The 14,395-nt window shown below is 67.7% G+C and carries 11 protein-coding genes; 7 read left to right on the forward strand and 4 right to left on the reverse strand.

Annotated elements, in window-relative coordinates:
* Positions 1-16: 16 nt before the first annotated feature.
* Positions 17-1,813, reverse strand: a complete 1,797-nt coding sequence (locus ACW4E8_RS09510; RefSeq protein WP_456804265.1) for a potassium/proton antiporter — start codon at positions 1,811-1,813, stop codon at positions 17-19.
* A gap of 352 nt (positions 1,814-2,165) precedes the next feature.
* Here ACW4E8_RS09510 and ACW4E8_RS09515 point away from each other — a divergent pair, with 352 nt between their 5' ends.
* The 3 genes from ACW4E8_RS09515 (at position 2,166) to ACW4E8_RS09525 (ending at position 4,795) form a co-directional block, all read left to right on the forward strand.
* Positions 2,166-2,627 (forward strand): tripartite tricarboxylate transporter TctB family protein, encoded by a 462-nt coding sequence (locus ACW4E8_RS09515; RefSeq protein ID WP_456804266.1) that lies wholly within the window; start codon positions 2,166-2,168, stop codon positions 2,625-2,627.
* Positions 2,628-2,639: 12 nt separating this feature from the next.
* Positions 2,640-4,142 carry a tripartite tricarboxylate transporter permease gene (locus ACW4E8_RS09520; protein ID WP_456804267.1) on the forward strand — a complete coding sequence of 501 codons (1,503 nt, stop codon included), beginning with the start codon at positions 2,640-2,642 and terminating at the stop codon, positions 4,140-4,142.
* A gap of 179 nt (positions 4,143-4,321) precedes the next feature.
* Positions 4,322-4,795, forward strand: coding sequence for an aminoacyl-tRNA deacylase (locus ACW4E8_RS09525; protein WP_456804268.1), 474 nt, complete (start codon positions 4,322-4,324; stop codon positions 4,793-4,795).
* 144 nt (positions 4,796-4,939) lie between these two features.
* Here the strand turns inward: ACW4E8_RS09525 and katG are convergent, their stop codons facing one another.
* Both katG and ACW4E8_RS09535 read right to left on the reverse strand, forming a co-directional pair.
* A complete protein-coding gene (gene katG, locus ACW4E8_RS09530; RefSeq protein WP_456804269.1) occupies positions 4,940-7,195 on the reverse strand; it encodes a catalase/peroxidase HPI in 2,256 nt (751 codons plus the stop codon).
* A gap of 228 nt (positions 7,196-7,423) precedes the next feature.
* Positions 7,424-8,308 (reverse strand): LysR substrate-binding domain-containing protein, encoded by an 885-nt coding sequence (locus ACW4E8_RS09535; protein ID WP_456804270.1) that lies wholly within the window; start codon positions 8,306-8,308, stop codon positions 7,424-7,426.
* A gap of 163 nt (positions 8,309-8,471) precedes the next feature.
* Here ACW4E8_RS09535 and ACW4E8_RS09540 point away from each other — a divergent pair, with 163 nt between their 5' ends.
* The 4 genes from ACW4E8_RS09540 to ACW4E8_RS09555 all read left to right on the forward strand — a co-directional run bounded on the left by ACW4E8_RS09540 (position 8,472) and on the right by ACW4E8_RS09555 (position 12,860).
* Entirely contained in the window at positions 8,472-9,449 is a 978-nt protein-coding gene (locus ACW4E8_RS09540; protein WP_456804271.1) for a Bug family tripartite tricarboxylate transporter substrate binding protein, read from the forward strand.
* Positions 9,450-9,501: 52 nt separating this feature from the next.
* Positions 9,502-11,127: a gamma-glutamyltransferase gene (ggt, locus tag ACW4E8_RS09545; RefSeq protein ID WP_456804272.1), complete on the forward strand. Its 1,626-nt coding sequence runs from the start codon at positions 9,502-9,504 to the stop codon at positions 11,125-11,127.
* Positions 11,128-11,301: 174 nt separating this feature from the next.
* Positions 11,302-12,186, forward strand: coding sequence for a PhzF family phenazine biosynthesis protein (locus ACW4E8_RS09550; protein WP_456804273.1), 885 nt, complete (start codon positions 11,302-11,304; stop codon positions 12,184-12,186).
* A gap of 56 nt (positions 12,187-12,242) precedes the next feature.
* On the forward strand, positions 12,243-12,860 hold the full coding sequence (locus ACW4E8_RS09555) for a pyridoxamine 5'-phosphate oxidase family protein (RefSeq protein ID WP_456804274.1): 618 nt from the start codon (positions 12,243-12,245) through the stop codon (positions 12,858-12,860).
* Here the strand turns inward: ACW4E8_RS09555 and ACW4E8_RS09560 are convergent.
* Entirely contained in the window at positions 12,857-14,296 is a 1,440-nt protein-coding gene (locus ACW4E8_RS09560; protein ID WP_456804275.1) for a CoA transferase, read from the reverse strand. The genes ACW4E8_RS09555 and ACW4E8_RS09560 overlap by 4 nt on opposite strands.
* Positions 14,297-14,395: the final 99 nt, after the last annotated feature.

Consider the following 14,395-nt stretch of genomic DNA (forward strand, 5'->3'; position numbering starts at 1 on the left):
GCCGCCTTTCTTGTCCCTACTCCGCTTCGGCGCCCTCGCCACTGCGGGCGCCGCCATCCTTTTTCCGCCGCGGCCATAGCCGCCCGCCCGAATCCCCCTCCAGCCGCGGCAGCAACAGCCCCACCTGCAGGATTTGCGCGCCCTCCATGCGCGTCACCGTCAGCGGCAGGCCGGCGATCTCGACGCTGTCGCCCTCCACCGGCGGCGAGGTGAAGGCCCGTAGCATGGCAGCCTCCAGCGTCAGCGGCGCTTCTCGCGGCGTCAGCGCGCGCGTGCCATACAGCGCCGCCACATCGCGCAGCAACGCATCGCCCGACAGCAGGAAATCATGCGAGGCCTGCTCCCAGGTGGGCGCGCGGCCCGGCGCCTGGAACAGCGCCGACAGCATCGGCAGGGTCGTCACCGGCGCCAGCACCGAGACGCTGTCGCCGGCGCGCAGCACGGTCTGGTCCAGCGCCGCCAGCGCATCGTCGCGCGCCACCGTCATCAGCCGGCAGCGCGGCGGCAGCTCCAGCTGATCGGCGCGCACGTTCTCCACGGGCGCATTGGGCCCCACCTCGAACTGCATCACCTCCAGGATCGGCGCGCGCGTGCCGCGCAGGCGCGAACGCGCCAGCGGCTCGGGGTAGCCGGGGCGCCGCACGCGCGCCAGGCGCGCGGCCACCGACACCGTGGTGCCCTGGAACAGCAGGCTGGCCAGCACCACGGCAAAGGCGATGCGGAACAGCAGCCCCGATTGCGGCACCTCGCGCAGCAGCGGAAACAGCGCCAGTACGATCGGCACCGCGCCGCGCAGGCCCATCCAGGCGATAAAGCCGGTCTCGCGCGCATTGAAGCGGAACGGCAGCAGCGCCAGCCACACCGCCACCGGCCGCGCCACCAGCATCAGGAAGGCCGCCACGGCCACCGCCGGGCCGGCCACCTCCCAGATCCGGTGCGGCGCCACCAGCAGGCCCAGCAGCAGGAACATGGCCGACTGCGCCAGCCAGGCCATGCCGTCCATGGCGCGCATGGTGTCCGACGTCACCGCGCGCTCGCGGTTGCCGATCAGCATGCCGGTCAGGTACACCGCCAGGAAACCGCTGCCGCCGGCGCTCTGCACGATCGCGAACACCATCGCGCCGCCCGAGCACAGCAGGATCGCCTGCAGCCCTTCGGCCACGCGGATGCGCTCCAGCACATTGGTCAGGCAATAGCCGAGCACCACGCCAAGCACGCCGCCCAGGCCAAACTGCACCAGCAGGCGCGTGACCAGGCCCAGCGGCGTCAGGCCGTCAGGTGCCGTCAGCCATTCGATCAGGGTCAGCGTCAGGAAAATGGCCATCGGGTCGTTGATGCCGGACTCGATCTCCAGCACGCTCGCCACCCGGTCCTTGAGCCGGATGCCACTGCTGTGCAGCAGCGAGAACACCGCGGCCGCGTCGGTCGAGCCGACGATGGCACCGAGCAGCAGCCCGAGCCGCCAGTCGATGCCCAGCAGCCACGCGGCGAACACGCCGACCAGCCCTGCCGTCACCAGCACCCCCACGGTCGCCAGCGACAGCGAAGGCTTCAGCGCCACCCGGAAGGTGGCAAAGCGCGTGCGCAGCCCGCCATCGAGCAGGATCACCGCCAGCGCGAGGTTGCCGACCAGGAAGCTGAGCCAGGTGTCGGAGAAGCGGATGCCGCCCGGGCCGTCCACGCCGGCCAGCATGCCCACGGCCAGGAAGACCAGCAGGAACGGCACGCCCAGGCGAGCCGAGAAAGCGCCCAGCACGATGCCCAGCGACATCACGACGGCGCCAATCAGAATGACGTGGTCAATGCTTTCCAAACCGCTCCTTGCGTTGCGTAGTGGTTCCTTGCGGAACCTTTCAAACCTTTCAGCGGCGGGTACCGCCACGCGGCGCAAGACCGCCCCGGATGATAGCGCAGCGACTCGCGCTTCTGCCCGCCAGCCCGCCCCCAGCTTGGCTTAGCGGCACTTTTAAGCGCTCTCTCACTAGGGGATACCCTCAGCATGACCCTGTTTGCAGACATCTGAAAGGTAGCTGAAAGGTCGCCCCCTTAACTTCCACCCTGCCCGTAGGAGGGCTCCCGCAAACTGCCGCATTGATGCACCGCAGCAAAGGCAGCAGAAGGGAACCCTCCTTAGATTTCAAGCAGTCTTATCGAGGAGATTCACTTTGCGCATACGTAGCCAAAAGGACTTCGCCTCCGGCCTGTTGTTCATCCTGGTCGGATTCGGCTTTTCCTGGGTCGCGCGCGGTTATTCCATGGGAACCGCCGCAAAAATGGGACCGGGATACTTCCCGTTCTGGCTCGGCGTCGTGCTCGCCCTGCTGGGCGCGCTGGTGCTGTGGGGGTCGCTGTCTGCCAAGGCGGAACAAGACAGCCTGGCCCGCTGGGACATCAAGACGCTGTTGTGGATCCTCGGTGCGGTCGTGCTGTTTGGCCTGATGCTCAAGCCGCTGGGCATGGTGCTGTCGGTGCTGGTGCTGGTGCTGGTGTCGTCGATGGCCAGCCATGAATTCAGCTGGAAGGGTGCCATCCTCAACGCCATCCTCCTGGTGCTGATCAGCCTGGGTGCGTTCGTGTACGGCATCAACCTGCAGATGCCGGTATGGCCGGCTTTCCTGGCAAGCTAAGGAGCCGCCAACATGGAACTACTCGCCAACCTGGGTCTGGGCTTTTCCACCGCCCTGACCTTCCAGAACCTCGCGTACGCCTTCCTGGGCTGCGTGCTGGGTACCCTGATCGGCGTGCTGCCGGGCCTGGGGCCGCTGGCCACCATCGCCATGCTGCTGCCGGTGACCTACACGCTGCCGCCGGTGGCCGCGCTGATCATGCTGGCCGGTATTTACTACGGCGCCCAGTACGGCGGTTCGACCACCGCCATCCTGGTGAACCTGCCTGGTGAATCGTCCTCGGTGGTGACAACCATCGATGGCTACCAGATGGCAAGACGAGGGCGAGCGGGGGTGGCGCTGGCGACAGCGGGCCTAGGCTCGTTCTTCGCCGGCTGCGTGGCCACCATGATCCTGGCCGCCTTTGCCGCGCCGCTGTCGGAACTGGCCTTCAAGTTCGGTCCCGCCGAATACTTCTCGCTGATGGTGCTGGGCCTGATCGGCGCCGTGGTGCTGGCTTCGGGCTCGCTGGTCAAGGCCATCGCCATGATCGTGCTGGGCCTGCTGCTGGGCCTGGTCGGCACCGACGTGAACTCGGGCGCCGCGCGCTTCTCGTTCGACGTGCCGGAACTGACCGACGGCCTGAACTTCGTCTCGGTGGCAATGGGTATCTTCGGCTTTGCTGAAATCATCGCCAACCTGGAGCAGAAGGAACACCGCGAGACCTTCACCGACCACATCACCAACCTGTTCCCGACCAAGGAAGACTTCAAGCGCATGATCCCGGCCGTGCTGCGTGGCACGCTGCTGGGCTCGGCACTGGGCATCCTGCCGGGCGGCGGTGCGGCGCTGGCCTCGTTTGCTGCGTACTCGCTGGAGAAGAAGACCTCCAAGTACGCGCATGAATTCGGCAAGGGCGCGATCGAAGGCGTTGCGGGTCCGGAATCGGCCAACAACGCAGCCTCGCAGACCTCCTTCATCCCGCTGCTGACGCTGGGCATTCCGCCCAACGCGGTGATGGCGCTGATGGTGGGTGCGATGACCATCCACAACATCCAGCCCGGCCCGCAGGTGATGACCAGCAACCCGGCGCTGTTCTGGGGCCTGATCGCCTCGATGTGGATCGGCAACCTGATGCTGATCGTGCTGAACCTGCCGCTGATCGGCATCTGGGTGAAGCTGCTGAAGGTGCCTTACCGCTACCTGTACCCGGCCATCCTGACGTTCTGCTGCATCGGCGTGTACTCGGTCCAGAACACCACCTTCGACGTGTTCCAGACCGCGGCCTTCGGCGTGATCGGCTACCTGTTCATCAAGCTCAAGTGCGAACCCGCGCCGCTGCTGCTCGGCTTCGTGCTGGGGCCGATGATGGAAGAGAACTTCCGCCGCTCGCTGCTGCTGTCGCGCGGTGACTTCAGCGTGTTCGTGACGCGTCCGCTGTCGCTGGGCCTGCTGATCGCGGCTGCCGTGCTGGTGCTGGTCGTGGCGATGCCGTCGATCAAGTCCAAGCGCGAGGAAGCGTTCCAGGAAGAATAAGCAGGGAATATCGCCGGCCCTGGCGCCGGCGGCACAACACACTAAGGGCACCGCAAGGTGCCCTTTTTTTGTGCTTGCCGACTACGTTTTGGCTCCGCCCGACCGCCACCCGACCCCCGACCACCTATATTGGTAGGACTCGGACAACGGTCGCGCTACGCGCGTCGGAGGTTGAAATCATGACCATGTCTACCACGCTGGCGAAATGCCTGAGCAAGAAGCAGAGCCAGTTCGACACCGTTCGGCACCCCTACAGCCTCAGCAGCATGGCCACTGCGCAGGCCGCACACATTCCCGGAGACCGATTGGCCAAGACCGTCCTGCTGGAAGACGGCAGCGGCTACGTCGCAGTCGTGATTCCTTCGACTCACCACCTGAAACTGTCGGAGATCTGCGAGCAGACCGGCCGCAAGCTGTCGCTCGCGCATGAGGATGGCGTGCGCGAAGTGTTCCGCGACTGCGACCACGGCGCGATCCCGCCGGTTGGCATGGCGTACGGCACGCAGACCTGGCTCGACGACAGCCTGCTGACGCACCCCGACGTCTACTTCGAGGCGGGCGACCACCAGGAACTGGTGCACATGAGCACCGGGCAGTTCCTCGACCTGATGGCCGACGCGCGGCGCGGGCATTTTGCGCACAGGGTGATGTAGGCCAGGGACATGCCCTGGCAGGCCACGCGGCCGGCGCTTGCCGGCCGCTTGTCATTGCGTCGGCGACGCGTCCGCTGCGCCGCTCACACCCGGATTGAGAAAGCCCCGTCAGGGATGACGGCCCTGACGGGGCCACGCGACCGCTCAGGCGATGTCGAACCGGTCGAGGTTCATCACCTTGGCCCAGGCGGCGACGAAGTCACGGACAAACTTCTCCTGCGCGTCCTCGCTTGCGTAGACTTCGCAAAGGGCCCGGAGCTGGGAATTCGAACCGAACACCAGGTCGACGCGGGTGCCGGTCCACTTCTTCGCACCGGTTTTGCCGTCACGCCCCTCGAACACGTCCCGGGCCTCCGACAGCGGCTTCCATTCCGTACGCATGTCGATCAGGTTGCGGAAGAAGTCGTTGCTCAGCGTTTCCGGCCGGTCGGTGAAGACGCCATGCGCATCCTGCCCGGTATGCACGTTCAGGACGCGCAGTCCGCCAATGAGCACCGTCATCTCGGGAGCAGTCAGGGTCAGCAATTGCGCCTTGTCGATCAGCAGGTCCTCCGCCGGGATGTTGTACTGCCCCTTCAGGAAGTTGCGGAAGCCATCTGCAATCGGCTCGAGCGCCCCGACGGATTGCACGTCGGTCTGTTCCTGCGAGGCGTCCATGCGGCCCGGCGTAAACGGCACGGTCACCCGATGGCCGGCCTTCTGCGCCGCCTGCTCGATCCCCGCGCCACCGGCCAGCACGATCAGGTCGGCAAGTGAGATCTTCTTGCCGCCGGACTGTGCGCCGTTGAACTCGGCCTGGATCCCTTCGAGGACCTTCAGCACCTTCGCCAGTTGCTCTGGCTGGTTGGCTGCCCAGTCCTTCTGCGGCGCCAGGCGGATACGCGCGCCATTGGCGCCGCCGCGCTTGTCCGAGCCGCGGAAGGTGGATGCCGAAGCCCACGCGGTCTGCACCAGTTGCGAGACCGGCAGCCCTGACGCCAGGATCTTCTGCTTGAGCGCGGCGACGTCCTGCTCGTTGACCAGCGGATGATCGACCGCCGGGATCGGATCCTGCCAGAGCAGCTCTTCGGTCGGCACTTCCGGTCCAAGGTAGCGGGCGCGCGGGCCCATGTCGCGGTGGATCAGCTTGAACCAGGCGCGGGCAAAGGCGTCGGCAAGCTGGTCAGGATGCTCCAGGAAGCGCCGCGAGATCTTCTCGTAGGCCGGGTCGAAACGCAGCGACAGATCCGTGGTCAGCATCGTCGGCCGCAGCTTCTTCGAAGGATCGTAAGCGTGCGGGATGGTTTCCCCGGCATCCTTGGCTACCCACTGGTTGGCACCGGCGGGACTCTTGGTCAGCTCCCATTCGTAGCCAAACAGGCTCTCCAGATAGCTATTGCCCCACTTCGTCGGGGTACTGCTCCAGGTCACCTCCAGGCCGCTGGTGATCGTGTCGGCGCCCTTGCCGGTGCCAAAGGTGCTCGCCCATCCCAGGCCCTGGCGCTCGAGACCGGCGCCCTCGGGTTCGGGCCCGATGTTGTCCGCGGGACCGGCACCGTGGGTCTTGCCGAAGGCATGCCCGCCGGCAATCAGCGCGACGGTCTCCTCGTCGTCCATGGCCATGCGCCCGAACGATTCGCGGATGTCGTGCGCCGCGGCGAGCGGGTCCGGATTGCCGTCGGGGCCTTCCGGGTTCACGTAGATCAGGCCCATCTGCACGGCGGCCAGCGGGTTCTCCAGGTTGCGTCCGGGGTCGGTGCGGCTGGTCTCGTCGCCATGCAAGGCCTCGTCGGCCACGACCACGCCTTCATCCTTGCCGGCAGCACCCTTGCCATAGCGGAGGTCACCGCCCAGCCAGGTCTTTTCCTTGCCCCAGGAGACATCCGCATCCGGTTCCCAGGTGTCTTCCCGGCCACCGCCGAAGCCGAAAGTCTTGAAGCCCATGGTCTCGAGCGCGACGTTGCCGGCCAGGATCATCAGGTCGGCCCAGGAGATCTTCTGGCCGTACTTCTGCTTGATCGGCCATAGCAGGCGGCGCGCCTTATCCAGGCTGGCGTTGTCCGGCCAGCTGTTGAGCGGTGCGAAACGCTGCTGGCCGCGCCCTGCACCACCGCGGCCATCGCCAATGCGGTACGTGCCCGCGCTGTGCCAGGCCATACGGATAAAGAGCGGGCCGTAGTGGCCGAAGTCCGCCGGCCACCAGTCCTGCGAGTCAGTCATCAGCGCGGCCAGGTCCTTCTTCACTGCTGCGAAGTCGAGACTCTTGAAGGCCTTGGCATAGTTGAAGTCGCCGTCCAACGGGTTGGACTTGCTGGAATGCTGGCTCAGCAGGTCCAGACGCAGTTGATTCGGCCACCAGTCACGATTCGTCGTGCCGCCGCCGGCGGCATGGCTGAAGGGACACTTTGTTTCGTTAGACATACGTTTCTCCATTTGGGGACGTACTGAACACGCCTGCAGCGATGGCGTCAAAGGTCGGGCAATCAGCGGACGCGCGAGAGCGTGCGCCAACGCGGGATGTCGTGGCGCCCATGGCGAGTCGGGCCGCGTCAGCGGCCGTCCGCAACCGAAATATATGCAATAGGGATCTTCAGGAGAATGCGTTTCTGACTATCCGCCCGATAGAACCTGGTTATGGCATGGCGGCAGCTAGGCGCCGAACAGCTCACTGCAGGCCGCCCGTACCGCCGCGGTCACCTGCCCGCGCCCGTGGTCGCGCCGTTCCAGCATGCCGATGTGACGCATCACCGGCTCGCCGTTGACCAGCAGCGGCAGGATGCGCAGCGCCTCGTCGTCGCGCCAGCGCGCGCGGCGCAGCAGCGGCACCACGGTCACGCCGACCTCTTGCCGCACCAGCTCCACCAGCGCCTCGATCGCGTTCAGCTCCAGGAACTCGTTGACCTTCAGGTGCGCGCGGCGCAGCGCGCGCTCGACCAGCACGCCGGTGCGCTGGCTGCGGTCGAAGCGCAGGTAGGGGTTGGTGGCAAGCGCCTCGCGCGCGTCGCGGCCCGGGCTGCCGCGTGCCGCGATCGCCACCAGCGGCTCCTGGTACAGCGGCGTCCAGCGCAGCGTGCCGGGCACGCGCGCGGCGCCCTCGACCAGGATGGCGGCGTCCAGCTCGCCAGCCTCGACCTGCGCCGCCAGCTCGATCGACTTGGCACCGACCAGGCGCACGTCGAGCGCAGGATAAGTGCGCTTCATATGCGCCACCGCATGTGACAGCCCGCCCATCACCGACACCACCGCCCCCACCGCCACCGCACCCGCCATGGCTTCGTCCGAGGCCAGCGGCAGCCGCATCTCCTCATACAGCGCCAGCATGCGCCGCGCCTGCGGCAGCAGCGCGCGGCCGTCGGCATTGAGCACGGCCACGCGGCCGTTGCGGTCGAACAGCTCGCGGCGCAGCTCGGTCTCCAGCGCGCGCATCTGCAGGCTGACGGCGGCCTGGGTCAGCGCCACCTGCCCGGCGGCGGCGGCAAAGGAGCCGTGCTCGGCCACGGCAACGAAGGTACGGAGGAAGCGGACAGTGCTCATCGGTGCACACAAAGGAAGAATCAGGCATATGCCGGCAAGGCGCGATCCTTAAGATTTCCTTGTGACATTGGAAAGAAATATTAGCTTTCTTTGTGACCGGCAGCACGGAATAATGAAGGCCGGCTCTTGAATCGGGGCCATTCGCCTGACACTGGAGACAAGTATGAAATCCTGGCTGCGCCGCTTCGGCATCGGCCTTGGCTGTGGGCTTTGCCTGGCCGCCACGCCCGCACTGGCCGACACCTATCCCAGCAAGCCGATCCGCCTGATCGTGCCCTTCCCGGCCAGCGGCGCGACTGACCTGCTGGCACGCGCCATCGCGCAAAAGGTGGGCACCAGCATGGGCCAGCAGATCGTGGTCGACAACCGCCCCGGCGCCGGCGGCGCGATCGGCTCGGACATGGCCGCCAAGGCTGCGCCCGATGGCTATACGCTGCTGATCGCCACCACCAGCACGCATTCGATCGGGCCGTATATCAACACCCGCCTGCCTTACAACACCGAGACCGACTTCACCCCGGTCAGCCAGGTGGCGATCGCCACCAACCTGCTGGTGGTGCCGAACAGCCTGCCGGCGAAGAACGTGCGCGAGCTGATCGACTACGCCAAGAAGCATCCCGGCGAACTGAACTACGCCTCCAGCGGCAACGGCACCGTGGTGCACCTGACCGCCGAGGCCTTCAAGGCGCAGGCAGGCGTGTTCATCACCCACATCCCCTACCGCGGCACCGCGCTGGCCGTGCCGGACCTGATCTCGGGCAAGGTGCAGGTGCTGTTCGACAGCATCGTGTCGGGCCTGCCGCATGTGAAGGACGGCAAGCTCAAGGCACTGGCGGTGACCAGCGCCAAGCGCTCGCCGCTGGCGCCGGAAATCCCCACGGCGAGTGAGTCGGGCCTGCCCGGCTTCGAGTCCGATACCTGGTTCGGCATCTATGGCCCCAAGGGCCTGCCGGCGGATATCGTCAACCGCCTGAATGTTGAGTTCAACAAGGCCATCCAGTCGCCCGAGGTCAAGGAACGCCTGGGCAAGCTGGGCGCCGAGCCGGTCGGCGGCACGCCGGCGCAGTTCGCCGCGATGGTGCAGAAGGACGGCGCGCGCTGGGGCAAGCTGATCAAGGATCGCAAGATCACGGCAGAATAAGGGCCGCAGAATTTGCGCCACAGACGCACCGAGCACAAGGACACAGACAAGCATGCAGAACTTCAACTGGACCAACCCCTACCCCTCCGTGCGCATCCCGCTGTTTGCGCGCAACGTGGTTTCCACCTCGCACCCGCTGGCCGCGCAGGCCGGCCTGCGCATGCTGCTCAAGGGCGGCAATGCGGTCGATGCGGCCATCGCCGCGGCCGCCGCGATCACCATCGTCGAGCCGGTGTCGTGCGGACTGGGCAGCGATGCCTTTGCCATCCTGTGGGACGGCAAGGAACTGCACGGCCTGAACTCGTCGGGCGTGGCCCCGGCGGCCTGGAGCCCGGAATACTTCAAGAACAAATACGGCACCGATGCCAACGGCCTGGCCAACCGCCCGATCCGCGGCTGGGACTCGGTCACCGTGCCCGGCGTGGTCGCCGGCTGGGCCGCGCTGCATGAGCGCTTCGGCAAGCTGCCGTTCGCCGACCTGATGGAGCCGGCGATCGAGATCGCCGAGCGCGGCTATGCCGTGCCGCCGGTGGTGGCGCACAAGTGGGCCGCCGCGGTGCCTGAGCTGAAGGACCAGCCCGGCTATGCCGAGACCTTCATGCCCAATGGCCGCGCACCCGCCGTGGGCGAGAAGTTCACCATGAAGGCTGCCGCCGAAACGCTGCGCAAGATCGGCGCGACCCGTGGCCGCGCCTACTACGAAGGCGAGATCGCCGAGCAGATTGCCGCCTTCAGCCAGCAGTGCGGTGGCGCCATGACGCTCGATGACCTGCGCAACTACCGCCCCGACTGGGTCAAGCCGATCAGCAAGTCCTACCGCGGCTACGAGCTGCACGAGATCCCGCCCAACGGCCAGGGCATCGCCGCGCTGATCGCGCTGGGCATCCTGGACCAGTTCGACATGGCTTCGATCCCGGTGGACTCGGTCGACTCGCAGCACCTGCAGATCGAGGCAATGAAGCTGGCCTTTGCCGACCTCTACCGCTACGTGGCCGACCCGCGCAGCATGGAAGTCACGCCGGAGGAAATGCTCGATGACGCGTACCTGAAGTCGCGCGCGAAGCTGATCGACATGCAGCGCGCCACGCATTTCGACTTCGGCATGCCCAAGGTGGGCGGCACCATCTACCTGACCGCCGCCGACGAGAGCGGCATGATGATCTCGTTCATCCAGTCGAACTACATGGGCTTCGGCTCGGGCGTGGTGGTGCCGGGCACCGGCATCAGCCTGCAGAACCGCGGCGTGGGCTTCTCGATGGATCCGAAGTCGGCTAATGTGGTCGCGGGCGGCAAGCGTCCGTTCCACACCATCATCCCGGCCTTCCTGACCAGGGACGGCCAGCCGGTGATGAGCTTCGGCGTGATGGGCGGCGACATGCAGCCGCAGGGCCACCTGCAGACCGTGGTGCGCATGCTGGACTACAAGCAGCAGCCGCAGGCCGCCTGCTGCGCGCCGCGCTGGAAGGTCAACCGCGACTTCACGCTGGATGTGGAAAGCACCATGGACCCGGCCACGGTCGAGGGCCTGAAGGCGCGCGGCCACCAGCTCAAGTCGGTGGACGATCCGTACATGGACTTCGGCTCGGGCCAGTTTATCTGGCGCCTGTCGGATGACGCCGAACACGGCTACGTCGCGGCCAGCGACAGCCGGCGCGATGGCCAGGCGGTGGGGTTCTGAGCCTGCTGACTCAGTTGCCTTCGCCAGCGATACGCCCGGGTCCGCCCGGGCGTTTTTCATGGCGCGGCAGAACTGTCCGCAACTGGCCCGCCCGCGATCGGCCCAACTGTGCATGGCGTGTCCGCCCCCGCTCCGTACACTGGTGATCAACCAGCCTCCGGAGCCCCCCGCGCCATGACCACCTACGCTTTCCGCCTGCTCAACGTCTTTGCCGAATCCACCTTCGGCGGCAATCCGCTGTGCGTGTTCGAGGATGCGCGCGGCATGGACGATGCCACCATGCAGGCGCTGGCGCTGCAGTTCAACCTGTCGGAGACCACCTTTATCCTGCCGTCGGAACGTGCCAGCGCGCGGGTGCGCATCTTCACGCCGGGCTATGAGATGCGCTTCGCCGGCCATCCGACGCTGGGCACCGCGCACGTGGTGCGCGAACTGGCCGGCACCGGCGACGCGCTGACGCTGGAGTTCCCGGCGGGCGTGGTGCCGGTGACCGCGCTGGGCGATGTCTGGACCTTCATCGCCCCCCACAGCGGCAAGCCGAAGACCGCGCCGACCGGCCTGCCCGATGCCGACATGGCCAGCCTGCTCGGCCTGCAGGAACGCGACCTGCTGGCGTCGCCGATGTGGGTCGACACCGGCGCCGACCAGCTGCTGGTGGCGGTGCGCAGCACCGATGCCGTGCGCCGCGCCAACCCCGACAGCGCGCGCCTGCAGATCTGGCCGCAGAGCAGCCTGGGCCGCAAGACCGCCTACGTCTTTGCCTTCGACCCGGAACAGTCCGGCCGCGTGCTGTCGCGCTACTTCTTCACCAAGCAGGGCGGCGGCGTGGCCGAGGATCCGGGCACGGGCTCGGCCTGCGCCAACCTGGGCGGCTGGCTACTGGCCACCGGCCACGCGCTGCCGGCCGCGGGGTTGGCGGCGGGGTTGACGGAATACGCGATCGACCAGGGCGAGGCGGTGGGCCGCCCCTGCCGGCTGCGCCTGGCGGTCGATGCCGAAGGCGCCATCCACGTGGGCGGCCGCGTGCTGGAGATCGGCCGGGGTACCGTGACCGTGTAACGGCATCTGCGCTACATTGACGGTTTCGCCGCCCGCCGACCCACGCCCCGCCTGCCATGACCTCGCACGCCATCACCACGCTGGCCGGACTGGAAGCGCTCTACGCGCAACCGGCGGCCCCGTCGCTGTCCAAGGAAGTCGACTACCTGCACCCGCACTACCGCGCCTTTATCGAAGCAGCGCCCTTCTGCCTGCTGTCGACAGTGGGCGAGGACTGGGCCGAATGCTCGCCGCGCGGCGATGCGCCGGGCTTTGTGCAGGTGCTGGACGAACGCACGCTGCTGCTGCCCGACCGGCGCGGCAACAACCGCATCGACAGCCTGCGCAATATCGTTGCCGATCCGCGCGTGGGGCTGCTGTTCGTGATCCCCGGCATCAACGAGACCATCCGCGTCAACGGCACCGCGCAGATCAGCGTCGACCCGGCACTGATCGCGCGCTGCGTGGTCGACGGCAAGGCCCCGACCACGGTGCTGGTGGTCACGGTGCAGTCAGTGTTCTTCCAGTGCGCCCGCGCGCTGATCCGCTCGCGGCTGTGGGCAGCGGATGCGCAGGTGGTGCGCCAGTCGCTGCCCAGCAACGGCGAGATCCTGGCCACGCTGACCGACAACGCCATCGACGGCGCCGCCTACGACCGCGACCTACCGGAGCGGCAGCGCACCACGCTCTACTAACCGCGCGGCAGCCACTCCGGCGCGTGCGTGCCGAGCGGCTCGGACGGCAAGGTCCAGCGCGCCGGCGTTTCCGACAGGTGCGCCGCGTGGCGCACCACGGTCAGCATGCCGAAGCCCGACGGCGCCACCTCTAGCAGGTCGGCCACGTCGTCGATCTTCTGCTCGGGCGCCTTGAGCCCGTCCGGCACGCGCCCCAGGCCGCGCAGCCACTGCCCCACCTGCGCCAGCGACACCCGCACATGCCAGCTGCCGCCCTCCACCGCGCGCCGGTGCAGCGCGGCCATCGCGCCGAAGGCCAGCAGGTAGCCCGCGGCGTGGTCCAGCACCTGCGCCGGCAACGGACGCGGCGTGTCGCTGCCGCCCGCCTGCGCTTCGGCATCATTGAAGCCGGTGGCGGTCTGCACCAGCGAATCGAAGCCGCGCTTGTGCGACCACGGCCCCACATGGCCATAGGCGCTCAGCGACACATAGACGATGCCCGGACGCGCGCGCGCCGCGGCCTCCGGCCCCACGCCCAGTTCAGCCAGGCCGCCGGGGCGATAGCCCTGCACCATCACGTCGGCGCCATGCAGCAGCTTGTGCAGCGTGCGCTTGTCATCGGGATCGCGCAGGTCCAGCTGGCAGCTGCGCTTGCCGCGGCCGGTGTCGATCACCAGCGGCGGAATCGACGGCAGGTGCGAGGCGGTGACCAGCAGCACGTCGGCGCCATGCGCGGCCAGCGTGCGGCCCGCCACCGGGCCGGCGATGATGCGGGTGAAATCCAGCACGCGCACGCCCGACAGCGGCTGCGCGTCCGGGGATGCGGGCGCCGGCAGCGGTTGCGGCGGGGCGTCGCCGATGCGCTCCAGTATCACCGGCGGCAGGCCGCGCAAGGCGGCCGCCTGCGGATGGCGGTCCCATTCCTCAAAGCTGCGCAATGCCGCAACGACCAGGCCCGCGTCGGACGCCGCAGTCTCGAAGGCCTCGGCATCCCGCTTGTCCAGCGCGGCCTGCACCGCTGCCTTGTCATTGGCGCAGCCCAGCAAGCGCACCACGCCGTCGCGGTGGTGCGGGAAATTGGTATGCAGGCGCACCCAGCGGCCGTCGCCGCAGCGGTAGATGCCGGCCAGCTTGTCCCACAGTTCGGGCGCGGGGCCGCCGTCGACGCGCAGGTAGCGTTCGCTGCGGAATTCGGTGATGGCGTGGCGCATGTCGACGCTGACGTCCTGCCAGCGGCCGGTGCGGCTGTGCCACAGCGCGGCCGCGGCCAGCGCCGAGGCGCCAAGGCTGGCCTGGGCGGCGGTGCCCACGGCAAAGCTCGACGGCAGCACCGGCTCTGCGCCGTCCAGCTTCAGGTGCGCCAGCGCATCGGCGGGCAGGCCGGCATCGCGCCACAGCGCGGCAACGACTTCAGAGGGCTCAAGCGGCACTGGCGCCGCATCGGGTTGGGCGTTCATGGGCATTCCTGCAGCGATGGACCAAAGCCGGCCACTGCGGGCCGGCACGCTTCCATGCTACTCCGACACATCACTTTCGTCGCAGCCGGGCGCGTCCGG

The sequence above is a fragment of the Cupriavidus sp. CP313 genome (assembly GCF_054072015.1).